The organism is Bradyrhizobium xenonodulans (assembly GCF_027594865.1).
In the GTDB taxonomy this organism is placed as follows: Bacteria; Pseudomonadota; Alphaproteobacteria; order Rhizobiales; family Xanthobacteraceae; genus Bradyrhizobium; species Bradyrhizobium xenonodulans.
Window position 1 is genome coordinate 7653674 of record NZ_CP089391.1, and the last position, 22546, is coordinate 7676219.

The window sequence follows — 22546 nt, forward strand, 5'->3', positions numbered from 1 at the left end:
CCGATCCTGTAGGCTTTCGTCGCGGCTCGCTTGTCGCGGTCATCCGCACACGATAATTATATCATATAATTGTTGGGAAAAGGGGAGCGCGCGTCGCAGCTCACGGCGACAAATCCAAGCGACATCGATGACGCGGCGGCACGCCGCGCCAGTTCCGGCTTGAACGCGCCGGGCAATTAGATAACATGTTAATTAAAGAAACCGGGCCAAGAAGCCTGCCGTCAAAAAGAGGGAGACGACCGATGAGGAAAGCGTGCCTGGCGCTACTGCTGGCAGCTAGCGTGACGCCTGCATTCGCGCAGGACAAGACCATCGACCTGAAGGTTTCGCACTGGGTGCCGGCCTCGCACCCGCTGCAGAAGTCGCTGGAAGACTGGGTCGCCGCGGTGAACAAGGATTCCGGCGGCACCATCACCGGTAAGGTGTTTCCAGCCCAGCAGCTCGGCAAGGCGTTCGACCATTACGACATGGCGCGCGACGGCATCGCCGACGTCACCTATGTCAATCCCGGCTACCAGCCCGGCCGCTTTCCGGTGATCGGCGCCGGCGAGCTGCCATTCCTCGTCTCCGACGCCAAGGGTGGCTCCATGGGCCTGGATGCCTGGTACCGCAAATACGCCGAGAAGGAGATGAAGGACGTCAAATATTGCCTCGCCTTCGTCCACTCGCCCTCCTCGTTCCATTCCAAGGCCAAGAAGATCGTGATGCCGGAGGACGTGAAGGGCATGAAGATCCGCCCTGCCCACGCCACCATGGCCAATTTCGTCACCTCGCTCGGCGGCACCAATGTGCAGTCCTCGGCGCCGGAAGTGCGCGACATCATCGAGCGCGGCGTCGCCGACGGCGTGACCTTCCCCTGGGGCTCCCTCGTGCTGTTCGGCATCGACAAGGTGACCAAGTACGACATGGAGGCGCCGCTCTACACCACGACTTTCGTGTTCGTGATCAACAAGGACAAGTACAATGCGATGTCCGACAAGCAGAAGGCGGCGATCGACAAGAACTGCTCGGTCGAGATGGCGGGTGTGGTCGGCGAGCACTGGGGCAAGTTCGAGGACGCCGGCGTCGACAAGGTCAAGGCCGAGAGCAGTCACGAGGTCTACAAGCTGACGGCCGAGCAGACCGCCGCCTGGAAGAAGTCCGCCGAGCCGCTGGTCAAGACCTGGGGCGACGGCGCCAAGAAGGCGGGTGCTGATCCGGATGCGGCGCTGGCGGACTTGAAGGCGTCGTTGAAGAAGTACAACGCGCTGGCGGAGTAGCCGCTACTGCGGCCGCGCACTCGCTGCACCTCTCCCGCCTGCGGGAGAGGTCGGCGCGAAGCGCCGGGTGAGGGTTCTCTCCGCTTGGGGGGGCTCGCCCAGCGGAGACACCCTCTCCCCAACCCTCCCCCGCAAGCGGGGGAGGGAGCCCACCTTCCTCGCGGAAACGGCTGCATCCAACTTCGCTGACTTTAAATAGGATTCTTCCCCCATGAAGCGCTCCTGGATGGACCGCATCATCGACACGATCGAATGGATCGCGGCCGGCTTCGTCGGCATTGTCGCGCTCGACATCTTCCTGTCGGTGCTGCTGCGCAACACGCTGAACTATTCGATCCCGGACTCGTTCGACATCGGCCGCATGCTGCTCGGCATCCTGATCTTCTGGGGCATCGCCGCGACCTCCTATCGCGGCACCCACATCACGGTGGATCTCGTCTGGGGCAATGTCGGACCGCGCTATCAGCGCTGGATCGACGTGTTCGCGACGCTGGTGCTGCTGTTCGTCGTCACCGTGCAGACCTGGACGCTGTTCGACAAGGTGCGCGGCACCTACAACGACAACGTCCAGACCTTCGACATGCACATGCCGACCTGGCCGTTCTTCGCGATCGCCTGGATCGGCGACGTCTCGGCCGTGCTGCTGATCGCGATCCGCACCTACCGGCTGATCTTCCATCCCGAAGAGATGCACGACCCCAAGCTGAAGGCGACGGAGTAATCATGAGCACCGATGCCGTCGCCGTAATCGGCTTCGTTTCCCTCTTCATCCTGATGCTGCTGCGCGTGCCCGTTGGCATGGCCATGGGCCTCGTCGGCGTCTCCGGCTTCGCCTATCTCGTCAACGGGACGGCGGCGCTGAAGCTGGTCGGCCAGACCTCGATGCGCACGGTCACCGACTATACTTTCGGCGTCATCCCGATGTTCCTGCTGATGGGCTCCTTCGTCAGCCATTCCGGCATGAGCCGCGAGCTGTTCCGCGCCGCCAACGGTTTTGTCGGGCATCTGCGCGGCGGGCTCGGCATCGCCACCGTCGGCGCCTGCGGCGGCTTCGCCGCGATCTGCGGCTCGTCGGTCGCGACCGCCGCGACCTTCTCCGCGGTCGCGTATCCCGAGATGCGCCGCTTCGGCTATCCGCAATCCTTCGCCACGGGCGTGATCGCGGCGGGCGGCACGCTGGGCGCGATGCTGCCGCCCTCCACCGTGCTCGCGGTCTACGGCATCATCACCGAGCAGGACATCGGAAAACTCTTCATCGCCGGCATTATCCCGGGCCTGCTGGCGATGAGCATGTACATGATCACGATCTTCCTGATCGGCTATTTCCGCCCCGACTTCCTGCCCAAGGGCAAGGTGCTGCCGTGGCGCGAGCGCTTCGCCGGATTGAAGGAGATCTGGGCGCCGGTGCTGCTGTTCGTGTTCGTGATCGGCGGCCTCTACGGCCTGCCCTTCCTGCCGCGCTTCACGCCGACGGAAGCGGGCGGCGTCGGTGCCGCGGGCGCCTTCATCATCGGCGTGGTCACGGGCCGGCTCGACCGCGAGAAGATTCTGGCCTCGCTGCTCCAGGCGACGCGCACCGCGGCCGCGGTGTTCACCGTGCTGATCGGCGCGTTGATCTTCGGCTATTTCCTCACGGTGACGCAGACGCCGCAGAAGGTGACCGAATTCCTCACCGGCCTCGGCCTCGGCCCCTACGGCGTGCTGGCGTTGATCATGGTGATGTATCTCGTGCTCGGCTGCCTGATGGACGCCATGGCGATGATCATCCTGACCGTGCCGATCATCTTCCCCGTCATCACGCATCTCGGCTTCGATCCGATCTGGTTCGGCGTCATCATCGTGATGACCGTCGAGCTCGGCCTGATCCATCCGCCGGTGGGAATGAACGTCTTTGTCATCAAAAGCGTGGTGAAGGACGTGTCCTTCTCCACCATCTTCAAGGGCGTGATCCCGTTCGTCGCGACCGACCTCGTGCGCCTCGTGATCCTGATCGCCTTCCCGCTGCTGGCGACATGGCTGCCGACGCGGATGATGGCGCATTGACGAGGTGAAGCGATGACCACACCTGCGCTCGAGACCAAATACGTCTTCACCATCACCGCCAAAATCGGCGACGTCGTCACCGCCGGCGAGACCGGCATCGGCGTGCGCCGGATCATTCCGATCATCGGCGGCGAGGTGACGGGCGGGATCGCCGGAAAAGTGCTGCCGTTCGGCGCCGACTTCCAGACCATCCGCCCCAACGAGCTGATCGACCTGGAGGCCAAATATGCATTCGAGACCGATGACGGCGCCATTGTCTATGTCGAGAACAAGGGGATGCGCTTCGGCCCGGTCGAGCTGCTGCAAAAGCTCAAGCGCGGCGAGCCGGTCGACCCAAAACTGATCTATTTCCGCACCGTGCCGAAGTTCGAGACAGGGCACGAGAGGTACCGCTGGCTGATGCAGCACATCTTTGTCGGCTCGGCCGCGCGGCACGCAGATCGCGTGGTGATCGACGTGCATCAGGTGGTGTGATCCGCGCCTCGGCGCGCTTGCAACGAAGCTTCCGCAAAAATAGCATCGGACCCATTGCAAGTATGGATCCGATCATTTTTGATTTGAGGAGGCGACGATGGACGTTCAGTCGATGCGCCGTTTACTGGGAATGCTTGGCTTCACTGGCTTGCTGGTCGCGGGCCCCGCCGCAGCGGGAGGTGCTCCGTCCGGCCTTTTGAACAAGACGGTCACGATGTCGTGGAGCACGAGCGGGACCGCGAAGCGGGCGGACGGTACCAATGTCAGCTTCTCGAACGTCAACACGCGGCTGGTCTATGTCAGCTCGGCGGGGCGGCCATTCCTGCGGGCGCAGGTGCGCGGCGGGAAGAAGACCAGAGAGGGCGAGCTTGCTCCCGGCGAAGGCGGCGGATCGCGCGGCGTGAGCTTCCAGGGCGACAAGCTGGTCGGCACCGAAGCCTTCGCCAGCGGCGCCCGCCGCTACGTCGCGAGCTTCGACGCCTCGTTCTCCAGTTGCTCGCTGTCAGTGATCGACGCCAAGGAGGGCAGCGCCCAGATCAAGCGCCGCGGTCCCGACGGCGCCATGTACGAGATATCAAGTGTCAGTACGGGATCGCCGACCTGCTCGATCCAGACCGGCAACGCTTTCGCGCATTAGGCCGGACTGGCGCCCTGATGCTGCTTCCCGCCCTCCATCCGAGGGCGCCGGAAGGCCGCGCCGCCCCCTTGTTGACTCTCCCAGAATTCGTTATAGAACATAACTATTCTGATAAGGACGCAAATGACACAGGGAAACGCCGAGACCGCTGACGCGGGTGCCTCCGGGCTGCTCCGGATCGAGCGGGCGGACCGGGTTCTGACCGTGGGCCTGAACCGGCCGGCCAAGCGCAATGCGCTCAACGACGGCATCATCCTGGAAATCGGCGAGTGCTTTGCGTCGCTGCCCGAGGATATCGGCGCGGTCGTCATCCATGGCATCGGCGATCATTTCTCCAGCGGGCTCGATCTGTCCGAACTCCAGGACCACGACGCCACCGGCGGCCTTCTCCATTCTCAAATGTGGCACCGGGTGTTCGACCGTATCCAGTACAGCCGCGTGCCCGTGATCGCAGCGCTGAAGGGCGCCGTGATCGGCGGCGGGCTGGAGCTCGCTTGCGCCGCCCATATCCGCGTCGCCGAGCCCTCGACCTATTTCGCGCTGCCGGAAGGGCAGCGCGGCATCTTCGTCGGCGGCGGCGGCTCGGTGCGGCTGCCGCGGCTGATCGGTGTCGCCAGGATGATGGACATGATGCTGACCGGGCGCGTCTATAGCGCGACCGAAGGCGCCTCCTACGGCTTTGCGCAATATGTGACTGAGGCCGGCAACGGGCTCGGCAAGGCGTTGGAGCTTGCGACCAAGGTCGCCTCCAACGCGCCGCTGACGAATTTCGCCGTGATTCAGGCGCTGCCGATGATCGCGGAGGCCAATCCGCAGACCGGCCTGCTGATGGAATCGCTGATGGCGACCGTCGCGCAGAGCGACAAAGAGGCAAAGCGCAGGATCCGCGAATTCCTCGAGCACAAGACCGCAAAGGTGAAGCCCAAGTCATGAGCGCGCAGCCGTCCTCTTCCAGCATGGAGCGCGGCGCGAGCACTTCCCCGCTGCGGCCCATTTCGTTCGGCGATCCCGCCGTCAACATCGAGCGCCGCGACGACGGCACCATCTATCTGCGGCCGAAGCAGCCGCTCGGCGACTATCCCGCCCGCATCACCGATCGCCTGCATCACTGGGCGACGACGACGCCGGACCGCATCTTCATGGCGGAGCGCGAAGGCGGCCGCGGCTGGCGCAAGATCACCTATGCCGAGCTGCTGACCGCGAGTCGGCACATCGCCTCCGCGCTGATTGCACGCGGCCTCTCGGCGGAGCGGCCGGTCGTCATCCTCTCCGGCAATTCGATCGATCACGCGCTGCTCGCGTTCGGTTCGTTCTATGCCGGCATTCCGTTCTGCCCGGTGTCGCCGGCCTATTCGCTGGTGTCGAAGGACTACGGCAAGCTGTCTTACCTGATGAAGCTGCTGACGCCCGGCCTCGTCTTCGCCGAGGATGCCGACAGGTTCGCGGATGCGCTCGCCGCCAACGTCTCGCTCGGCACCGAGATTGCCGCCTCCTTTGGCCACGTGCCGGGCCGCGACGTCACGCTGCTCGCCGATCTCATGGCAACGCCGATCCGCGGCGATCTCGACGCGGTGCACGGCAGGATCGGCCCCGACACGATCGCGAAATTTTTGCTGACCTCGGGCTCGACCGGCAATCCCAAGGCCGTCATCAACACCCAGCGCATGATCTGCGCCAACCAGGTGATGCTGCGCGAGACGCTCGCCTTCCTCAAGGACGAGCCGCCCGTCATCATCGACTGGCTGCCCTGGAACCATACCTTCGGCGGCAACCACAATATCGGGCTGACGCTCTACAATGGCGGCTCGATGTATCTGGACGCCGGCAAGCCGGTGCCCGGCGGCATCGAGGAAACCGTGCGCAATCTCCAGGAGATTTCGCCGACGGTCTATTTCAACGTCCCCAAGGGCTACGAGTCGCTGCTGCCCTATCTGCGCGACGACCAGGGCCTGCGCGCAAAATTCTTCGACAAGCTGCATGCGATGTTCTTCTCGGGCGCGGCGCTCTCGCCTTTCGTCTGGAACAGCCTCGACGAGCTCGCGATAAAGGAAAAAGGCTATCGCGTGCCGATGCTGACCGGCCTTGGCGCGACCGAGACCGCGCCGTTCTTCATGTCGGTCAATCCGCGCACCAGCCGCTCCGGCCATGTCGGGCTTCCCGTGTCCGGCAATGACGCCAAGCTCGTGCCGAACAACGGCAAGATGGAAGTGCGCGCCAAGGGTCCGAACGTGATGCCCGGCTACTGGCGCCAGCCCGACATCACCGCGAAATCCTTCGACGAGGAAGGATTTTACATGATGGGCGATGCGCTCAAGCCCGCCGATCCCGACGATCTCAACGCCGGCTTCGATTTCGACGGCCGCGTCAGCGAGGATTTCAAGCTCGGCAGCGGCACCTGGGTCAGTGTCGGCCCGCTGCGCGCGCGGCTCACCGCGGCCTGCGCGCCGCTGGTGCGCGATGTCGTCATCGCCGGCATCAACCGCGACGAAATCTCCGCGATCGTGCTGCTCGACCTCGACGGCTGCCGCCTGATCAACCCGACACTGCCGGCCGACGATCTCACCGTCACCGCACGCGACCGGCTGGTGCGCGAGGCCTTCCGCGAACGCCTGATGCGCTTCCTCAGCCAGGCCACCGGCTCCTCGACGCGGATCACGCGTGCGATCCTGCTGGATACGCCGCTCTCGATCGACAAGGGCGAAGTCACCGACAAGGGCTCGATCAACCAGCGCGCGGTGCTCGAGCATCGCGCCGCATTGATCGACGAGCTCTACGCTGCCAATCCATCGGACCGTGTGATATCGGTCGCTTGAGAAATCATCGCACCAGGAGAACGCCATGTTGTTGAAGGATCAGGCAGCCATCGTCACCGGCGGCGCATCGGGACTGGGTGCTGCGACCGCGCGAAAGCTGGCGGCGCAGGGCGCCAGGGTCGCGGTGTTCGACCTCAATGCCAAGCTCGCCGAGACGGTCGCCGCCGAGATCAAGGGCGTCGCCGTGACCTGCGACGTCTCCGATGCGGCGTCCGCTGAAGCTGCGATCGCGCAGGCGACCAAGGCGCACGGGCCGGCGCGCGTACTGGTGAACTGCGCCGGCATCGGCGTGGCCAAGCGCGTGGTCGGCCGCGACGGCCCGATGGCGCTCGCCGATTTCGACAAGGTGATCAAGGTCAATCTGATCGGCACCTTCAACATGCTGCGCCTTGCCGCAACCGAAATGTCCAAGCTCGAGCCGCAGGCCACCGGCGAGCGCGGCGTCATCATCAACACCGCGTCCGTCGCGGCCTATGACGGCCAGATCGGGCAGTCGGCCTATTCGGCCTCCAAGGGTGGCATCGTCGGCATGACCTTGCCGATCGCGCGCGAGCTGGCGCAGTTCGACGTCCGCGTGCTGACCATCGCGCCCGGCCTGTTCCTGACGCCCCTGCTCGCGAACCTGCCGCAGGAAGCCCAGGACTCGCTCGCCGCTGCGATCCCCTTCCCGCGCCGGCTCGGCCACGCCGACGAGTTCGCGGCACTCGCCCTGCACATGGTCGAGAATTCCTACCTGAACGGCGAAGTGGTGCGCCTCGACGGCTCGCTGCGCATGGCCCCGAAGTAACGTCGTAGAGCAAGGCGCGACCTATGTTCGTGAACCGGCGCGAGGTCCAGATCCAGTGGGGCGACTGCGACCCCGCCAACATCGTCTATTACCCGCGCTATTTCGCGATGTTCGACGACTCGACGTCGACCCTGTTCGAGGTCGCCGGGTTCTCCAAGCAGGACCTGGTCCGCAAATACGGCCTGGTGGGGATTCCCATGGTCGACACGCGGTCCAAGTTCTACATCCCCTCGACCTATGGCGACTGGATCACCATCGAAACGAAGATCGAGAGCATCAAGCGCTCGAGCTTCGAGGTGAAGCACAACGTCTACAAGGGCGAAGCGCTGGCGATCGAGGGTTTCGAGACCCGCGTCCTGGTCGGCCGCGATCCCGTTAACCCCGACAAATTGAAATCGGCACCATTCCCGGCGGAAATGGTAGCCAAGTTCACCGGAAGCTAAATCGCCGCATCACCAAAAGAGGGGGCTGAATTACCCCCCGATTTCTGCTTTCAAAGAAACATGTCAAGGGAGGAATCAATGAAACGCTTTTATTTGACCGCCGCCATCACCGCGGCGACGCTTGCCCTGCCGGCGCTGCCCGCGTTGGCACAGACCGCCGAAGTCACCATCGGCATCACCACCACCACGACCGGCCCGGGCGCAGCCCTCGGCATTCCCGAGCGCAACGCATTGGAATTTGTGCCGAAGGAAATCGGCGGCGTGCCGCTGAAGGTGATCGTGCTCGACGACGGCGGCGATCCCACCACGGCGACCACCAACGCGCGCCGCTTCGTCACCGAATCCAAGGCCGACATCATCATGGGCTCGGCGCTGACGCCGCCGACGATCGCGGTCTCCAACGTCGCCAATGAAGCCGGCATTCCGCATTTCGGCCTGGCGCCGTTCCCGATCACGCCGGAGCGCATGAAGTGGTCGGTGGCGATGCCGCAGCCGATCCCGATCGTGGGCAAGGTGCTGTACGACCACATGAAGGCCAAGGGCGTGAAGACCGTCGGCTATATCGGCTATTCCGACTCCTATGGCGACCTCTGGTTCAACGATTTGAAGGCCCAGACCGGACCGATGGGCATCGCCATTGCCGATGAGGAGCGCTTCGCCCGCCCCGACACGTCGGTGACCGGACAGGTGCTCAAGCTCGTCGCCGCCAATCCCGACGCGATCCTGGTCGGCGCGTCCGGCACCGCGGCCGCGCTGCCGCAGACCGAGCTGCGCGAACGCGGCTATCAGGGCCTGATCTACCAGACCCACGGCGCCGCCAGCATGGACTTCATCCGCATCGCCGGCAAAGCGGCGGAGGGCGTGCTGATGGCCTCCGGTCCCGTCATGGACCCCGAGGATCAGCCGGACGAGGCGGCCACCAAGAAGCCTGGCCTCGCGCTCAACGCGGCCTATGAGGCCAAGTATGGCCCGAACAGCCGCAGCCAGTTCGCCGGCCATTCCTATGACGCCTTCGAGCTCCTCAAGCGCATCATTCCGGCGGCGCTGAAGACGGCAAAGCCCGGCACGCCGGAGTTCCGCGAAGCGATCCGCCAGGCCTTGCTATCCGAGAAGGAGCTGGCGGCGAGCCAGGGCGTCTACAACTTCACCGAAAAGGACCGCTACGGCCTCGACGAGCGCTCGCGCATCCTGCTCACGGTGAAGAACGGCAAGTACATGCTGGTGAAGTAGGCGCGGCGAAAAGTTGCGAGACGACGAGAGCCGGCCCATCGGGCCGGCTCTTTTGTTTTTGATTTTGAGACCGAGCTGCAGCTCCGACGCTGGTGTACCCCCTCTCCTGCTTGCGGGAGAGGGGCACCGAGCTCGCCGCGGGACTGAGCGCTACGCCGCCTGCCGCAGCGGGGTCCAGGCGAACTCCGGATAGTAATTGTCCATCATCCGGTCGACATAGGCGGTGAGGTTCGCAAATCCCTCGGCCCGCTGGCGAAGGCCGGATTCGAAGAACGGCGTCAGGATCCCGGCGAGCGCGCCGAAGGCGGTGGCATCGACGCCGCAGGGCTTGTTGCCCATCAGATAGGACTTGTCGCCGAGCTGCACCGACAGCGCGAACAGCGAACGCACCGCGAGATCGACGTCGTCATCGGGCGCGTGGCGGCCGAGGCCGGAGAGCAGATAGTTCTCAGCAACACGGAATTGTGCGTCCTCGCGCAACTTCTCGCGATTGTGTTCCGGCGCACCGTCGAAGAAATGCGCAGGGCCCTTGGCGAAATTGACCGGATCGACCCAGCGGGCACCGACCAGCCCCCAATAGACGTGATGCTCGATCATGCGCTCAAACGCCCAGGCCTGCGCCCGCTCGGCCAGCGACAGTCCGGCGTCGAAATCGAAGCCATAGCGGCGCTCGATATGGGCGCGGATGAAGGTGGAATCGGCCACGGCCTCGCCGCCATCGTCGATAAAGGGCAGTTGGCCCTTCGGCGAGGCCGGCGGCATCGCGCGCTCCTTCCGGTAGGGCAGTCCCGCCATCTTGAGCTGCACCTCCGTCTTGGTGACGAAGGGGCTGATTTCCGGCAGGCCGAAACCGGTGCCGAAACCGTAAAGCGTAATCATGAGAGCTCTCCTGAACGACCGAAAGAGTTGACGGAACCTAGTGCCGGGCTGCTGCCACCATGGTGGCAGCAGCCGTGATATCTTCTGCGAAACGGGCCCCCTGCCAGGCGCGGGCCATGACGTGGTGGGCCAGTGCGTCCGCAGCTTGGGTCAGCGAGCGTGCCACCACGCTTGCACGGGCAAACCGGAGGTCGACGGCCATGAGATCCAGCGAAACCAGGCGGCTGAACACCGATGCGGACCACACGGGTGCCCGCAGCGTCGGAAGGGCCGGGCCGAAATGGGTTGGAATGATCATGGACAAATCCTCTTCAGTCGATGTGTTGTCCCGGTATAGAACCCCCCTGCTGCCAACATCCTGTCAGCAGCAGCGCGCCGTTGCCTGATCCGCCCCCGATAAGAGAATTGTCATGAGACGCGCCGACCGGCTGTTTCAAATCATCCAGGTGCTGAGGCGCACCCGTAAGCCGCTGACCGCGGACGCGATCGCGGCCGAACTCGAAACATCGAAGCGCACCATCTATCGCGACATCGCAACCCTGATCGGCCAGCGCGTGCCGATCCGCGGCGAAGCCGGCATGGGCTACATCCTGGAAAAGGGTTTTGACCTGCCGCCCTTGATGCTGACACCGGACGAGATCGAGGCCGCGGTGCTCGGCGCGCAATGGGTCGCGGGCCACGCCGATTCCGCGCTGGCGCGCGCGGCCGAAGATCTGATGGCCAAGATCGCCGACACCGTTCCCGAGCGCCTGCGTCCCTTCGTGCTGGAGCCTGCGAGCCGCGCGCGGCCGAGCTGGAACAGGGAGCCGGATCGCCTCGACATGGTGCGCACCCGCACCCAGATCCACGAAGGCAAGAAGATCATGCTGCGCTATCGCGATGAGCAGGGCCGCCCCAGCGAGCGAATGATCTGGCCGATCTCGGTCGGCTATCTCGAAGCCGTGCGCCTGCTCGCCGCCTGGTGCGAGCTGCGCGGCGACTTCCGCAGCTTCCGCACCGACCGCGTGGTGGAGGCCTCCTATCTCGACGAAAGATATCCGGAGCGGCGCGACGTGCTGCGCGCAAGATGGCGGCAGAGCCTGGTCTGGGGCCCGCCAAAGGACACGTGACGAGGATGGAAGAGATCGACCTGTCGAGCTGTTGCCAGAGCTGCGGCGCCTGCTGCGGCTATTCGGAGAACTGGCCACGCTTCTCGATCGAGAGCGAGGAAGAGCTGGCCGCAATCCCGGAAGCGCTCGTCAACGCGCGGCAATCCGGCATGCGCTGCCAGGGTGATCGCTGTTCGGCGTTGCAGGGAGAGATCGGAAAGCAGACGGCCTGCGGCATCTATGAGGTGCGGCCGGAGGTCTGCCGCACATGCATGCCGGGCGACGCCGAATGCGCGATGGCGCGGCGGAAATTCGGACTGCCGGTGATCGTTAGCACATGATCCGGAAAAGTGTGCAGCGGTTTTCCACGCGACAAACGCGGCGCGTTTGCGCGGAGATCATGCGCCAACAAACAAGGCTTAGGCGGGAACGGCTTCGCTGATCTCGTCGTCGATCTCGTCGTCCAGCGGTGCAAGCACCGAGAGCGGCTTGGTCGACAGCGTGATCGGCTTGCGGCCACCCGACAGCGACGGCGACGATTTGGCCGAGCCTCCGCGCGACAGCGCGTAGAGCGTCGAGCCGACACGGCCACCGTTCTCGATCAGGTCGCGCTCGTTGCAGCTGCCTGCGATCGCGACGGCCAGCGAATGAAGGTGGCTGCGGCGATAGCAGAACAGCGCCAGCCTGGCGCGTGCGTCAGGGGAAACACTCTCAACCAACCTCGGCAGGCCACTCTCGCTGGCGCGGTACATCTCGCCAAGGAGCTCGTCGCGGACCGGGCAGAAATCGCTTTCAAAGGCGTCGCGGCTTGAAAACATTGCAGTTCTCCCTCGTGTGGGGAAGATGCAGTGCAATTCTCTAATGAAAGGTTAACCACGCTGCCCGGTAGTCGTCCGGGGTGGTTGCGCCCTCGCCGCGAATCGGAGGCAACAGGCAGCTTCCCCGTGGCCATCCTTCGAGACGCCCGCCTTCGGCGAGCCCTCAGGATGAGGTCTGGTCCTGCTGAAAGATTCTATCCCCTGATGGTGAGGAGGCGCGAAGCGCCGTCTCGAACCATGCAGGCCCGGCAGCTACTCCGAACGCCGCCAGCCTCAGTTCGCCGCCATGAAGATGGAGAGGCCGAAGCCGGTCAGATGGTGCAGCGCCTGATCGACGCCGATCAGGGTCCAGAACCAGGGATGCTGGAGGTCGACGCCGCAATTGGCGGAGACGAGCCCCTTGGCCCGGTCGATCGTGATGTGGATCACGAAGTCGATGAAGGCGACGAACCAGAATTTGGGCGCCACGATCAGGATCAACGGCAGCGCAACCGCAAGGTGAATCAGGCAATGCACCAGAAGCGGGAGGGCCCAGCCGTGCTTCTGGTCCTTGCCCTGCGCCATCCAGGCGGTCTGGAGGACGAAATCGGCGATGATGTGCTTGAAGGTGAGAAGCAACATCCAGCCAATGAGCGCTTCGACTGGAACCGCCGATGACAGGGGTGGAAACGACAAAGCTGACGCCCTCATTGACGTGGCAAGAAGAATTGGAGCGTTCAGCGCAACTTCTTCTCGGACCGGTCAAGTCGCCGGGACGTGTGATTTATGACATCTCCCGCGGCGGAATGCAGCCGGGGGGAACCGGAAAATCGCAAACTGTGGCTAACTGGTGATAGGATGATCAATCGCCGCGCCGGATCGAGTAAGGTTACCTTCGGCTCGAAATTTGCATTCCGGTTCCGGCGCGCTATCATTGTCGGCAGAGAATATCGTTCTTTTTTCAGACGGTTAGGAATTGCAGGCGCCCGCCGCGATCACATCCGCGAGCTACCCGTCACCCAGGAATAAGGCCCGAGTGCTGCCATGGGTACTGACATGAGTACTGAAGGCCCGACCTCGTCACCATCAGAGCCGCCGCCGCGGCGTCCCAAGGTGATCAAGACCAATCAACAGCAGGTCTTTCTCTACGTCGTGCTGACCCTGCTGCTGTCGCTCGCCACCGTCTGGGGCGGCCGCGCCCTGGTCCACAGTTCGGAGACGCTGACCTTTGCGGTCGGCGCGCCCAACAGCGACGAGGCGATGTTCGCCGCCAAGCTCGCCACGGTGATGAAGAACAACGCCTCGCGTTTCCGGATCAAGATCGTCAACAATCCAGACAGCGCCAAGGCGCTCGCCCAGTTCGACCGCAAGCAGGCCGACCTCGCCGTGTTGCGTACCGATGCCAAGGTGCCGCTGCGGGCGCGCACGCTCGCAATCCTCGAGCACGATCTCGTGCTCCTGCTCGGCCCCGGCAACAAGAAGATCAAGTCGCTCGCCGAGCTGAAGAAGAAAAAGGTTGCGGTCGTCGCCGAGAGCGAGGCCTCACTCGCCTTCGTCCGCAGCATTCTCGACATCCCCGACGGTCCTGATGCCGCGAAAATCCAGATGGCGCTGCAGGGCGCGACGCTCGACAAGCTGTTCGCCCCGGCGAGCGGCTTCGGCGCGGTGATCGCCGTCGTGCACGCCTCCAGAGCGGTGCGCGACAAGGCCTATGAGCAGGCCGCCAGGCGCGGCGGCTTCACGCTCAACGCGGTCGACGAGGCCAAGGCGCTGGCGCGCAGGATCCCCGGCATTTCCAGCGAGACGCTGAGCGCAGGCACGCTCTCGGCCTCGCCGGAAATTCCCGATGACGACCTCGACACGATCGGCCTCGAATGGCTGCTGGTGACGCAATCGAAGATGTCGGCATCGACGGCGGGCGAGCTGGCGCGCACCATCTATGAGAACAAATCCGCGCTCGGGCTCGACAACGGCTTTGCCAGCAGGATCGAGCCGGCCTCCGTCGAGAAGGACGCCTACGTGATGGCGCATCAGGGGGCGGCCGACTACATCAACGACGACACCAAGTCGTTCATGGATAAGTACAGCGACCTGATGTATCTGGGCGCCGCCGCGCTCAGCGTCATCGGCTCGATCTTCGCTGCGATCTACGCCAAGATCACCCGCATCGCGCCGGAGAAGGCCAGCGAGCTCTCCACCGCCATCCTCGACGTCGGCGAGCGCATCGAGCATGCCCATTCGCTGGATCAGCTCGAATGTCTCCAGGACGAGCTGGAGGGCATTTTGCGCGGCGCCGTCATAGGCCTTCGAGACGGCACGATCAGTACCGATGGGCTCGATACCTTCAAGCTCGGCTACGAGTTCGTCCGCGACGAGATCGGCATGCGCCGCGATTACCTCAAGCGCCACGCCGGCGAGGCCGACAAGCTCGCCCAGGATACGGCCCCTCCCCAGCAGGACGAGAGCAATATCGTGGTGGTGAAAACCGCTCAGAGCGCCTGACCTATCGATTCGGGGGTCTTGCTGCGGCACCTTGCCGATCTTTCCCGCGAATCACCGGGATGAATTCGGGAACCGTCCCTGCCCACAACCGTTTGTTCCCGGATACAACCGGAGAACGCATCATGCGTACGCTCCTCCTCATCATCCTTCTGGGAATGCTGGTTGCGGCTGGTTACTTCGCCTATTCGGCAATGGCGGTCGAGGGTGGGCCGATCCCGACGGAAGGCTATGTGGCACTGGCGCTCGGGGCGGGTTTTTCCGTCGTGGTCGGCGTCGGCCTGATGATGCTGCTCTTTTTCAGCAGCCGCCGCGGCTACGACGAACCGCCGCATTTCAGGTAGGGCCACCTCGGCACCGGACCGTGCAGCCCTGTTCGTCGATGTCCAGGGCGGCCCGGGCTCGTCGTTGACGGCCCCTGCCCGGGCGGGCACTTTGGCGCTGGCGTCCCAGCCGGGACCGCAGCAGCCAAGTCCAAGACCGAGCCCGCTCTCCCGCATGTCCAAGCCGCTGATCCCCGCTCTGGCCCAGTTCGTGGCCGCCACGGCCGGCCGCAACATGACCAAGGCGGCTTACGCGGCTGTGACCGTTGGCGTGCTCAGCATGGTCTTGCTGACCGACAACCGGGCCCATGAGGCGCGCGGCTGGGTCAGTGGCCTGCTCTGGACCTGCCTTGCTTATTTCGTGTTCGAATGGCTGGTCCGGCTGCGCCATATGGCGCGGCAGGGGCGGCTGTCGCTCTATGTGTCCTCCTCCGCCGGGCTGGTCGATGCGGTGGGTGCGCTGGCCGTGCCGGCCGCGCTGCTTCTCGGCGTCGAGCCGAAAACGGCCTGGCTGCTCAGCGTGCTCTGGGTATTGAAGGTGGTGCCCGGCATTCCCGGCCTGCGGCAGCTCCGCCGCGTGCTGGTGCTGGAATCCGGGCCCCTGGTCAGCGTGCTCGTGATCTTCCTGATGGTGGTCTTCCTCGCCTCCGTCGCCGAATATTTTCTGGAGCGGGACGTGCAGCCGCAGACGTTCGGCAGCGTGCCGGCCGCGCTGTGGTGGGCCGTCGTCACATTGACCACGACGGGCTATGGCGACGTCGTGCCGATCACGCCGCTCGGCCGCATCGTCGCGGCGATGGTGATGATCTCCGGCCTCGGCGTATTCGGGCTCTGGACCGGTATCCTGGCGACCGGGTTTGCCTCCGAGACGAGGCGCGACAATTTCCTCAAGACCTGGGAATCCGTCAGCAAGGTGCCGTTCTTCGCGGCGCTCGGGCCTTCGGCGATCGCCGACGTCACCCACATGCTGCGCACCATGGAGCTGCCGGCGCGCACCATGATCATCCGCAAGGGCGCGCAGGGCGACTGCATGTATTTCATCGCCGCCGGCGAGGTCGAGGTCGACCTGCCCGGCAAGAAGGTGCAGCTCGGCGAAGGCGCTTTCTTCGGCGAGATGGCGCTGCTCGGCAACAACAAGCGCGGCGCCAATGTCTCGACGACGAAAGTGTCGCGGCTGCTGGTGCTCGACCTCGTCGACTTCCGCGTGCTGATGGCACGGCACCCCGATCTCGCCGAGACCATCGACACCGAGGCGAAACGACGCGCGCTCGAAAACAAGTAAATGGAGACAAGAATGTCGGATACAGCCGACGCGGCGTCCAGCCCCGTGCTCGAAATCACCGGCGCACGCGCCACCATCCGTCTGAACAGACCCAAGCATCTCAACCGGCTCCAGGCGGAAGACCTCGGCGAGCTGACAAAGCTGTTCGACCGGGTCGAGGCCGATCCTGCCATCCGCGTGCTGGTGCTGACCGGCACGGGCCACGCCTTCTCCGCGGGCTACGACCTCAACTCGGTTGCCGAGCGCGCAGTGAGCGCCAATGAGCAGCAGAGCGCGGGCTCGGCGTTCGAGGTGGTCGTCAACCGCCTGGAGGATCTGGGCGTGCCGACGATCTGCCGCCTCAACGGCGGCGTCTATGGCGGCTCGACCGACCTCGCGCTCGCCTGCGATTTCCGCATCGGCGTCGACACCGCCGAGATGTTCATGCCGGCGGCGCGGCTCGGGCTGCACTATTACAGAAGCGGCATCAAGCGTTACGTCACGCGGCTCGGCGTCGACAATGCGAAGAAACTCTTCCTCACGGCGCAGAAGATCAGCGCGCCGGAGATGCTGCGCATCGGCTATCTCACCGCCATGGTGCCGGTGGAATTGCTCGACGAAGAGGTCGACAAGCTCGCCAATATCCTCGCCGGCAACGCGCCGCAAGCGATGGCAGGCATGAAGCGCGCCATCAACGAATTCGCCCGCGGCGAGCTCGATGAGCCAGCTGCCGACCAGCGCCACCGCGACAGCATGCGCGGCGACGAGATCAAGGAAGGCATCAAGGCGTTTGCGGAGAAGCGGCCGCCGCGGTTTTGAGGCGAACCCCTCAGCCGCCAACGACCGCGGCATGCTGCGCCGCCATGTCGGCATCCGCAGCAGTGATGCGCTGGAATGCCGGCCGCGAGGTCATGCGTTCGGCATAGCGGACGAAGACGTCCTTCTTCGGCACGATGCCGAACATCATGGTCCAGCTGAATGCGACACCCCACAACACATCGGCGGCCGTCATGCGCTCGCCGAGCAGATAGGGCCCCATCGACAGCTGCGCCTCGAGCGCGCCGAGCATGGTGTCGTAATCGGCATAGGGCGACTGCGTGATCGGCGCCGGCTCGCGCTGCATGAACTTGTCGATCAGGGCCGGCTCGAAGGATGCGCCATAATAGGCGATCCAGCGCAGATAAGGCCCGCGCAGCGGATCGTTCAGCGCGGGCGTGAGACCGGCCTGCGGAAACAAATCGGCGAGATAGATGGTGAGCGCGACCTGCTCGGTGACGAGCTGCCCGCCGCGGTGGATCGCCGGCACCTTGCCGAGCGGGTTGATGGCGAGATAGGCCGGCTTACGCTGCTCGCCGGCCTTCATGTTGAGGACATGGAGATCGTAGGGCGCCCCCAGCTCCTCCAGCAGCACCCGCGTGCCGGTGGCGCGGCTTTGCGGCGAATAATGCAGGGTAATGCGGTTCGGATCGGTCATGGCAGGTCTCCATCTGGCCGGCTGGCAATGGCGCTTGTAGCGGACCATACCTGACATCCTGTGTCAGGTATGGTTTAAGGGATCATGCGCGCGAGCCGGATGCTGTCGATCCTCACCACCCTCCAGGCCAGGGGACAGGTCACCGCGCCCGAGCTCGCCGAGGCGTGGGAGGTCTCGGTGCGCACGATCTATCGCGACATCGACGCACTCGCGGCCTCCGGTGTCCCAGTTTACGCCGACCGCGGCGCCGAGGGTGGCTATCGCCTGCTCGACGGATATCGCGTGCGGCTGAACGGCCTGTCGCAGAGCGAAGCGGGTGCGCTGTTCCTCGCAGGGCTCCCGGGCCCGGCCGCGGCGCTCGGGCTCGATGCCGCGATGATCGCCGCACAGAACAAGCTGATGGCCGCATTGCCAGCGAATTTGCGCGAGGACGCCGGCCGGATGCAGGAGCGTTTTCACCTGGACGCACCGGGCTGGTTCGGCGAGGCGGAAGAGCCAAAGCATCTGCGCGCGATTGCCGGCGCGGCGCTGCGCGGGACGCTGATCAAGATCCGCTACCAGAGCTGGCGCGCGGAGAAGCAGCGCCGGCTCGCCCCGCTCGGCCTCGTGCTGAAGGGCGGCAGCTGGTATCTCGCGGGCCAGGTCGACGGCAGCGTGCGCACCTATCGCGTCGCGCGGGTGCTCGACTGCACCGCGCTCGACGATTGCTTCGACCGCCCCGCCGATTTCGATCTCGCCGCCTATTGGCGAGACGCAACGCTGCGTCTCGAAGCGGAGATGCATCCCAATGTCGCGGTCGTCCGGCTGTCACCGTTCGGCGTCAAGCTGCTGGACGCACTGAGCCAGCCTTACGTCAGGGCACGCACCCAGATCGACGAGACGACCGACGCCGACGGCTGGCGCATTGCCCGCGTACCGACCGGCAAGACCTCGTGGCACGCCGCGTCTGAATTGCTGCGGCTCGGCTCCGAAGCCGAAGTGCTGGAGCCCGCCGATCTCCGCGAGAAGATGGCGGAGATGACGCAGGCGATGGCTGCGCGTTATGGCGCAGCGGCGCGGAAAGCATGACGGCCGCGCGTATTTCCGCAGCCCACGAAACAATCCTGAAACACGATTCTCCCCGTCTCGCGTGAACGCGTTCGCATCTCGGCCCGACGGAGATGCAGGGACACAACAACGGCCTTAGCGCCACACTGGAGAATGAAAATGTTTCGTAAGCTTGCTCTTGGTCTGATCGCTGCCAGCTCGCTCGGCGTCGCCGCTCTCGCGCCCACCGCGGCGTCGGCCGGCGGCTTCTATCCGCATCATCACTGGGGTCACGGTTGGGGCTACGGCGGCGGCATCTACCTCAACACCGGCGTCAGCAACTGCTACCAGGAGCGCCTCGTCCAGACTCGCCACGGCCTGCGCGTCCGCGTCGTGAATGTCTGCGCCTACGGGATCTACTGATATCCCGCCCTCGACAAAGCTCCGGTCGCACCGCGGCCGGAGTTTTGCGTTTGGTTAATCGATTCTTGAATTAGACGCCCTGCCGATGCCGGCGAAACCAGGCCCAGGTCTCACGCGTCGTTCGGATGTAGCCGCGACCGCGATAGACGATCTCGCCATCGACGATCTCGTTCAGCTTCGGCAGGGCGTGAAACGGGATCGAGGGATAGGCGTGATGTTCGACATGGTAGGGCATGTTCCACGCGAACCATTTGACGATCGTGCCGGTGTAGGTGGTGCGGGTGTTCTGGAACGCACTGCGGGTGCGCTCGCATCCGGTATGCTCGGCATAGAGATAGGGGCGCAGGAAGAATTGCCCGATCGCGAGCGGCACGATCCAGGCCCAGAGCAGCAGGGCTGAAGTGAACCACAGCGAGAGTGCGAAGAGCAGCGCATAGAGCGCGGCATAGACGCGCGCTTCGGTGACGATGGTGGCGCGCTTGTTCTCGGGAATCCAGGGCACGACGACCTTGCCGGTGACGGCATGACCGAGCATCAGCCGGAGCCGGCCGGCGACCTGAAGCAGGCCGCTATAGGCGATCGCAAGCTGCGGGTCGGATTTTGGTTTCACGCCGACGACCAGCTCCGGGTCCTTGTCCGGATCCTGGGTGTAACGGTGATGGTCCCAGTGGAACAGGCAGTAATATTCGTAGGGCAATCCGACGATGAAGCCCGAGAGATAGCCGACCACGAGGTTGAGACCGCGGCTTCTAAAAGCGGTCTTGTGCGCCGTCTCGTGCACCGCCATGAACAGGAAGGCGACGAAATAGCCCTGCACGGCCACCAGTGGCAGAGCCCAGAGGACGCCGTATGTCGCGCTAACTTTCCAGATCAGCGCGCCGACCAGCATGACCACGCCGTAATGGCAGAGGCTGCGTGCGGCGCCCTGGACATTGGAACGGGCCGACAATTCGCGCAGCATCACCGGTGTCAGCGGCTTCAGGCGATGGCCGGGCTCTGAAACGGTCGCATCAGTCATGATCGGGGACCTGCTCTATTTGCTGAGAAGCGTTGCGATCTCGGCCTTGATGAAGGCCTGGTCGCGCGGATTGTTGACGGGGTTGCCGGCGCGATGGCCGTGCAATGACGGGATCGGATGCAGCACCGCGGATTTCGCGTTGACCAGCTTGCCGAGCTCATCCTCGTTGTCGCGAACGTCGAAATAGCGATCGGTCGCGCCGGGCATCAGCAGCATATGGGCCTTGACCGCCGCGAGCGCCCGATCGAAATCACCGCCGAATGAAGCGCAACGGCTGACGTCACCACGCTGCCAGATGCCGATTTGCGCCAGCAGATCGTTGGCGTCGCGGCGCGCAAAGGTCGCGTCCCAGGTGCGAACGAGATAATCCTCCAGAGACGTAAAGCCCGCCTCGCGCCAGAGCTCGTCGCGATAGAAACCGTGCGACATCGCCCAGCCGGCATAGACACGCCCCATGGCGCGGTAGCCGGCGACGGGCTTCTCGACGAAGCGGCCATTGCGGAAGGCGGGATCGCTTGTGAGAGCCGCCTTCACGCTTTCGAGAAACACATGATTGTAGGGCGCACAGCGCGCGCTGCCGCAGACCACCGCCGCGCGCGCGACCATATCGGGATGCAACGCCGCCCAGTGATAGGCCTGCATGCCGCCCATCGACCAGCCATAGACCAGCGCGAGTTTGGACACGCCGAAGCGCTCGGTGATGAGCCGGTGCTGGATCGCGACGGCATCGTGATAGTCGAGCTGCGGAAGCGGCGCCTCGCCGGAGTTCGACGGCGAGGACGACAGGCCGTTTCCGAACAAATTCGGGATGATGATGAAATAGTGGGTGGGATCGAGCACGCCATCGGGCCCGATCAGCCATTCGGTGTCGAAGTGCTGCGCGCTGAACGAGGTCGGATAGAGGATGACGTTGTCCTTTGCCGGGCTCAGCGTGCCGTAGGTCTTGTAGGCAAGCTTCAGCGCAGGAAAAACAGCGCCGGACTGGAGCGCGACGTCGCCGGCTTCGAAGATGTCGTAGTCGCGCTGCGCCGTCATGGTTAGAACTCCGGCTCACGCGGCCGCAGAGTGCGCCGCTGAAACGGCAATGCATCGATCGTGCCGGACCAGCAAACGCATCGTTGCGCCGCGCTTATTAAATGTACTTATAGTACAGTTATTAGAGGCAGGCAACTGGATTTCTCGCCGCCGCGCGTCAGGCGATGGCCGCAATGTATCGCTCCACCGAGGCCGCGAAGGCGGCCTTGGCGCCTGAGGCGATGTTGCGGCCCCACCATGCACCATAGATGCGGTCGAAGGCGAACGGCTCGACCGCAGCCGCGATCCTCCGCACCGCGGCGGCGTTGAGCGGCATGTAGTTCGGGTAGGAGTACATGAAGCTGACGAAGCGGCGGTCCATCGCCACCTGCGCGATATCGCCGGTGAGCAGCGCGCCCTTGCCCTCTGCACCGCCCGACCAATGCATCATCGTGGCGCCTGCGAAATGGCCGCCGGTGCGCAACAACGTCACGTCATCGGAGATGCGATGGTGATCGCCAGTCCAATGCACGATCGACGGATGCGGCCGCATGACCCAATGGCGATCATCGGCATGCAGATAGACCGGCACGCCGCCGAACGCCTCGCTCCAGTCGGCGAGCGCGCCATAGAAATGCGGATGCGAAATCGCGATCGCCTTCAGCCCGCCGAGGGAGCGCACATGCGCGATCGCCTCAGAGGTCGCCAGCGGCACGCAATCCCACATCATACAGCCGTCGGCCAATGGCACCAGCAACGCGCGCTGGCCGATGGCGAAGCTTGGATCGGAGCCAATGCCGGTCAGGCCAAGATCGTCGCGCCAGACAAGGCGGTGGCGCTCCGCCAGGGCGTCGCGCGTGAGGAAGGCTTGGCCTTTCCAGTTCACGAACTGCCTCTCGTCCTCGCAGATCGGACAGGATGCCGGCGGATGTCCGCTGTCCGGAAATTGCGCGCCGCAGGTTTCGCAGGTCCAGAGGGGCATGGCCATGATCCAGAAAGGGGAGCGGGACACCCATGAGGTGACATCGTCCTCCGATCGCAAGTGCGGAGGAACCAAC

The 22546-nt window shown here is 64.5% G+C and carries 26 protein-coding genes; 18 read left to right on the forward strand and 8 right to left on the reverse strand.

The window, feature by feature from the left end; all coding sequences use genetic code 11:
- The first annotated feature begins 242 nt into the window (after window positions 1-242).
- The 10 genes from I3J27_RS36095 (at window position 243) to I3J27_RS36140 (ending at window position 9686) form a co-directional block, all read left to right on the forward strand.
- Window positions 243-1259 carry a TRAP transporter substrate-binding protein gene (locus tag I3J27_RS36095; protein ID WP_270163564.1) on the forward strand — a complete coding sequence of 339 codons (1017 nt, stop codon included), beginning with the start codon at window positions 243-245 and terminating at the stop codon, window positions 1257-1259.
- Window positions 1260-1470: 211 nt separating this feature from the next.
- Window positions 1471-1980 carry a TRAP transporter small permease gene (locus I3J27_RS36100; protein WP_027565044.1) on the forward strand — a complete coding sequence of 170 codons (510 nt, stop codon included), beginning with the start codon at window positions 1471-1473 and terminating at the stop codon, window positions 1978-1980.
- Between the two features lie 2 nt (window positions 1981-1982).
- Window positions 1983-3302, forward strand: coding sequence for a TRAP transporter large permease (locus I3J27_RS36105; protein ID WP_270163565.1), 1320 nt, complete (start codon window positions 1983-1985; stop codon window positions 3300-3302).
- A 12-nt stretch (window positions 3303-3314) separates the two neighbouring features.
- Complete coding sequence (locus I3J27_RS36110; RefSeq protein ID WP_270163566.1) at window positions 3315-3776, forward strand: DUF3237 domain-containing protein; 462 nt, start codon at window positions 3315-3317, stop codon at window positions 3774-3776.
- A gap of 97 nt (window positions 3777-3873) precedes the next feature.
- Window positions 3874-4413: a hypothetical protein gene (locus tag I3J27_RS36115; RefSeq protein ID WP_270163567.1), complete on the forward strand. Its 540-nt coding sequence runs from the start codon at window positions 3874-3876 to the stop codon at window positions 4411-4413.
- A gap of 123 nt (window positions 4414-4536) precedes the next feature.
- Window positions 4537-5346, forward strand: coding sequence for a crotonase/enoyl-CoA hydratase family protein (locus tag I3J27_RS36120; RefSeq protein ID WP_270163568.1), 810 nt, complete (start codon window positions 4537-4539; stop codon window positions 5344-5346).
- Complete coding sequence (locus tag I3J27_RS36125; RefSeq protein WP_270163569.1) at window positions 5343-7226, forward strand: feruloyl-CoA synthase; 1884 nt, start codon at window positions 5343-5345, stop codon at window positions 7224-7226. The genes I3J27_RS36120 and I3J27_RS36125 overlap by 4 nt, the downstream gene beginning before the upstream one ends.
- A 25-nt stretch (window positions 7227-7251) precedes the next feature.
- Window positions 7252-8013, forward strand: a complete 762-nt coding sequence (locus I3J27_RS36130) for an SDR family NAD(P)-dependent oxidoreductase (RefSeq protein WP_270163570.1) — start codon at window positions 7252-7254, stop codon at window positions 8011-8013.
- A gap of 23 nt (window positions 8014-8036) precedes the next feature.
- Window positions 8037-8456, forward strand: coding sequence for an acyl-CoA thioesterase (locus I3J27_RS36135; RefSeq protein WP_094976668.1), 420 nt, complete (start codon window positions 8037-8039; stop codon window positions 8454-8456).
- A gap of 78 nt (window positions 8457-8534) precedes the next feature.
- Window positions 8535-9686 carry an ABC transporter substrate-binding protein gene (locus I3J27_RS36140; RefSeq protein ID WP_270163571.1) on the forward strand — a complete coding sequence of 384 codons (1152 nt, stop codon included), beginning with the start codon at window positions 8535-8537 and terminating at the stop codon, window positions 9684-9686.
- Window positions 9687-9836: 150 nt separating this feature from the next.
- On the opposite strand, the gene I3J27_RS36145 is transcribed toward I3J27_RS36140, so the two are convergent.
- Entirely contained in the window at window positions 9837-10565 is a 729-nt protein-coding gene (locus tag I3J27_RS36145; protein ID WP_270163572.1) for a glutathione S-transferase family protein, read from the reverse strand.
- 37 nt (window positions 10566-10602) lie between these two features.
- Window positions 10603-10863, reverse strand: coding sequence for a hypothetical protein (locus tag I3J27_RS36150; RefSeq protein WP_270163573.1), 261 nt, complete (start codon window positions 10861-10863; stop codon window positions 10603-10605).
- A gap of 112 nt (window positions 10864-10975) precedes the next feature.
- Here I3J27_RS36150 and I3J27_RS36155 point away from each other — a divergent pair, with 112 nt between their 5' ends.
- A complete protein-coding gene (locus tag I3J27_RS36155; RefSeq protein ID WP_270163574.1) occupies window positions 10976-11674 on the forward strand; it encodes a helix-turn-helix transcriptional regulator in 699 nt (232 codons plus the stop codon).
- Window positions 11675-11679: 5 nt separating this feature from the next.
- On the forward strand, window positions 11680-11994 hold the full coding sequence (locus I3J27_RS36160; RefSeq protein ID WP_270163575.1) for a YkgJ family cysteine cluster protein: 315 nt from the start codon (window positions 11680-11682) through the stop codon (window positions 11992-11994).
- Between the two features lie 78 nt (window positions 11995-12072).
- On the opposite strand, the gene I3J27_RS36165 is transcribed toward I3J27_RS36160, so the two are convergent.
- Both I3J27_RS36165 and I3J27_RS36170 read right to left on the reverse strand, forming a co-directional pair.
- A complete protein-coding gene (locus I3J27_RS36165; protein WP_270163576.1) occupies window positions 12073-12471 on the reverse strand; it encodes a hypothetical protein in 399 nt (132 codons plus the stop codon).
- Window positions 12472-12744: 273 nt separating this feature from the next.
- Window positions 12745-13092 (reverse strand): DUF3307 domain-containing protein, encoded by a 348-nt coding sequence (locus I3J27_RS36170; RefSeq protein ID WP_270163577.1) that lies wholly within the window; start codon window positions 13090-13092, stop codon window positions 12745-12747.
- 414 nt (window positions 13093-13506) lie between these two features.
- Between I3J27_RS36170 and I3J27_RS36175 the strand changes: the two genes are divergently transcribed.
- The 4 genes from I3J27_RS36175 (at window position 13507) to I3J27_RS36190 (ending at window position 17352) form a co-directional block, all read left to right on the forward strand.
- On the forward strand, window positions 13507-14952 hold the full coding sequence (locus tag I3J27_RS36175; protein ID WP_270163578.1) for a TAXI family TRAP transporter solute-binding subunit: 1446 nt from the start codon (window positions 13507-13509) through the stop codon (window positions 14950-14952).
- A 122-nt stretch (window positions 14953-15074) separates the two neighbouring features.
- A complete protein-coding gene (locus I3J27_RS36180) occupies window positions 15075-15293 on the forward strand; it encodes a hypothetical protein (RefSeq protein ID WP_270163579.1) in 219 nt (72 codons plus the stop codon).
- 154 nt (window positions 15294-15447) lie between these two features.
- Window positions 15448-16554, forward strand: coding sequence for a cyclic nucleotide-gated ion channel (locus I3J27_RS36185; protein ID WP_270163580.1), 1107 nt, complete (start codon window positions 15448-15450; stop codon window positions 16552-16554).
- Between the two features lie 12 nt (window positions 16555-16566).
- Window positions 16567-17352 (forward strand): enoyl-CoA hydratase/isomerase family protein, encoded by a 786-nt coding sequence (locus tag I3J27_RS36190; RefSeq protein ID WP_270163581.1) that lies wholly within the window; start codon window positions 16567-16569, stop codon window positions 17350-17352.
- 10 nt (window positions 17353-17362) lie between these two features.
- Here the strand turns inward: I3J27_RS36190 and I3J27_RS36195 are convergent, their stop codons facing one another.
- A complete protein-coding gene (locus I3J27_RS36195; RefSeq protein WP_270163582.1) occupies window positions 17363-18007 on the reverse strand; it encodes a glutathione S-transferase family protein in 645 nt (214 codons plus the stop codon).
- An 84-nt stretch (window positions 18008-18091) separates the two neighbouring features.
- Between I3J27_RS36195 and I3J27_RS36200 the strand changes: the two genes are divergently transcribed.
- A complete protein-coding gene (locus tag I3J27_RS36200; protein WP_270163583.1) occupies window positions 18092-19075 on the forward strand; it encodes a helix-turn-helix transcriptional regulator in 984 nt (327 codons plus the stop codon).
- A 138-nt stretch (window positions 19076-19213) separates the two neighbouring features.
- Window positions 19214-19456 carry a hypothetical protein gene (locus I3J27_RS36205; protein ID WP_270163584.1) on the forward strand — a complete coding sequence of 81 codons (243 nt, stop codon included), beginning with the start codon at window positions 19214-19216 and terminating at the stop codon, window positions 19454-19456.
- 70 nt (window positions 19457-19526) lie between these two features.
- Here the strand turns inward: I3J27_RS36205 and I3J27_RS36210 are convergent, their stop codons facing one another.
- From I3J27_RS36210 to I3J27_RS36220, 3 genes are all read right to left on the reverse strand, one after another.
- Complete coding sequence (locus I3J27_RS36210; RefSeq protein WP_270163585.1) at window positions 19527-20474, reverse strand: fatty acid desaturase; 948 nt, start codon at window positions 20472-20474, stop codon at window positions 19527-19529.
- A 15-nt stretch (window positions 20475-20489) separates the two neighbouring features.
- Window positions 20490-21509 carry an alpha/beta fold hydrolase gene (locus I3J27_RS36215; RefSeq protein ID WP_270163586.1) on the reverse strand — a complete coding sequence of 340 codons (1020 nt, stop codon included), beginning with the start codon at window positions 21507-21509 and terminating at the stop codon, window positions 20490-20492.
- Window positions 21510-21666: 157 nt separating this feature from the next.
- The gene (locus I3J27_RS36220) at window positions 21667-22470 is read right to left on the reverse strand and encodes an MBL fold metallo-hydrolase (protein ID WP_270163587.1); all 804 of its coding nucleotides are present in this window, start codon (window positions 22468-22470) and stop codon (window positions 21667-21669) included.
- Window positions 22471-22546 lie beyond the last annotated feature (76 nt).

Excerpts from the sequence above, each read along its gene's own strand:
- I3J27_RS36095 (WP_270163564.1), top strand. The coding sequence starts at position 243 with ATGAGGAAAGCGTGCCTGGCGCTACTGCTGGCAGCTAGCGTGACGCCT.
- I3J27_RS36100 (WP_027565044.1), top strand. The coding sequence starts at position 1,471 with ATGAAGCGCTCCTGGATGGACCGCATCATCGACACGATCGAATGGATC.
- I3J27_RS36105 (WP_270163565.1), top strand. The coding sequence starts at position 1,983 with ATGAGCACCGATGCCGTCGCCGTAATCGGCTTCGTTTCCCTCTTCATC.
- I3J27_RS36110 (WP_270163566.1), top strand. The coding sequence starts at position 3,315 with ATGACCACACCTGCGCTCGAGACCAAATACGTCTTCACCATCACCGCC.
- I3J27_RS36115 (WP_270163567.1), top strand. The coding sequence starts at position 3,874 with ATGGACGTTCAGTCGATGCGCCGTTTACTGGGAATGCTTGGCTTCACT.
- I3J27_RS36120 (WP_270163568.1), top strand. The coding sequence starts at position 4,537 with ATGACACAGGGAAACGCCGAGACCGCTGACGCGGGTGCCTCCGGGCTG.
- I3J27_RS36125 (WP_270163569.1), top strand. The coding sequence starts at position 5,343 with ATGAGCGCGCAGCCGTCCTCTTCCAGCATGGAGCGCGGCGCGAGCACT.
- I3J27_RS36130 (WP_270163570.1), top strand. The coding sequence starts at position 7,252 with ATGTTGTTGAAGGATCAGGCAGCCATCGTCACCGGCGGCGCATCGGGA.
- I3J27_RS36135 (WP_094976668.1), top strand. The coding sequence starts at position 8,037 with ATGTTCGTGAACCGGCGCGAGGTCCAGATCCAGTGGGGCGACTGCGAC.
- I3J27_RS36140 (WP_270163571.1), top strand. The coding sequence starts at position 8,535 with ATGAAACGCTTTTATTTGACCGCCGCCATCACCGCGGCGACGCTTGCC.
- I3J27_RS36145 (WP_270163572.1), bottom strand. The coding sequence starts at position 10,565 with ATGATTACGCTTTACGGTTTCGGCACCGGTTTCGGCCTGCCGGAAATC.
- I3J27_RS36150 (WP_270163573.1), bottom strand. The coding sequence starts at position 10,863 with ATGATCATTCCAACCCATTTCGGCCCGGCCCTTCCGACGCTGCGGGCA.
- I3J27_RS36155 (WP_270163574.1), top strand. The coding sequence starts at position 10,976 with ATGAGACGCGCCGACCGGCTGTTTCAAATCATCCAGGTGCTGAGGCGC.
- I3J27_RS36160 (WP_270163575.1), top strand. The coding sequence starts at position 11,680 with ATGGAAGAGATCGACCTGTCGAGCTGTTGCCAGAGCTGCGGCGCCTGC.
- I3J27_RS36165 (WP_270163576.1), bottom strand. The coding sequence starts at position 12,471 with ATGTTTTCAAGCCGCGACGCCTTTGAAAGCGATTTCTGCCCGGTCCGC.
- I3J27_RS36170 (WP_270163577.1), bottom strand. The coding sequence starts at position 13,092 with ATGTTGCTTCTCACCTTCAAGCACATCATCGCCGATTTCGTCCTCCAG.
- I3J27_RS36175 (WP_270163578.1), top strand. The coding sequence starts at position 13,507 with ATGAGTACTGAAGGCCCGACCTCGTCACCATCAGAGCCGCCGCCGCGG.
- I3J27_RS36180 (WP_270163579.1), top strand. The coding sequence starts at position 15,075 with ATGCGTACGCTCCTCCTCATCATCCTTCTGGGAATGCTGGTTGCGGCT.
- I3J27_RS36185 (WP_270163580.1), top strand. The coding sequence starts at position 15,448 with ATGTCCAAGCCGCTGATCCCCGCTCTGGCCCAGTTCGTGGCCGCCACG.
- I3J27_RS36190 (WP_270163581.1), top strand. The coding sequence starts at position 16,567 with ATGTCGGATACAGCCGACGCGGCGTCCAGCCCCGTGCTCGAAATCACC.
- I3J27_RS36195 (WP_270163582.1), bottom strand. The coding sequence starts at position 18,007 with ATGACCGATCCGAACCGCATTACCCTGCATTATTCGCCGCAAAGCCGC.
- I3J27_RS36200 (WP_270163583.1), top strand. The coding sequence starts at position 18,092 with ATGCGCGCGAGCCGGATGCTGTCGATCCTCACCACCCTCCAGGCCAGG.
- I3J27_RS36205 (WP_270163584.1), top strand. The coding sequence starts at position 19,214 with ATGTTTCGTAAGCTTGCTCTTGGTCTGATCGCTGCCAGCTCGCTCGGC.
- I3J27_RS36210 (WP_270163585.1), bottom strand. The coding sequence starts at position 20,474 with ATGACTGATGCGACCGTTTCAGAGCCCGGCCATCGCCTGAAGCCGCTG.
- I3J27_RS36215 (WP_270163586.1), bottom strand. The coding sequence starts at position 21,509 with ATGACGGCGCAGCGCGACTACGACATCTTCGAAGCCGGCGACGTCGCG.
- I3J27_RS36220 (WP_270163587.1), bottom strand. The coding sequence starts at position 22,470 with ATGCCCCTCTGGACCTGCGAAACCTGCGGCGCGCAATTTCCGGACAGC.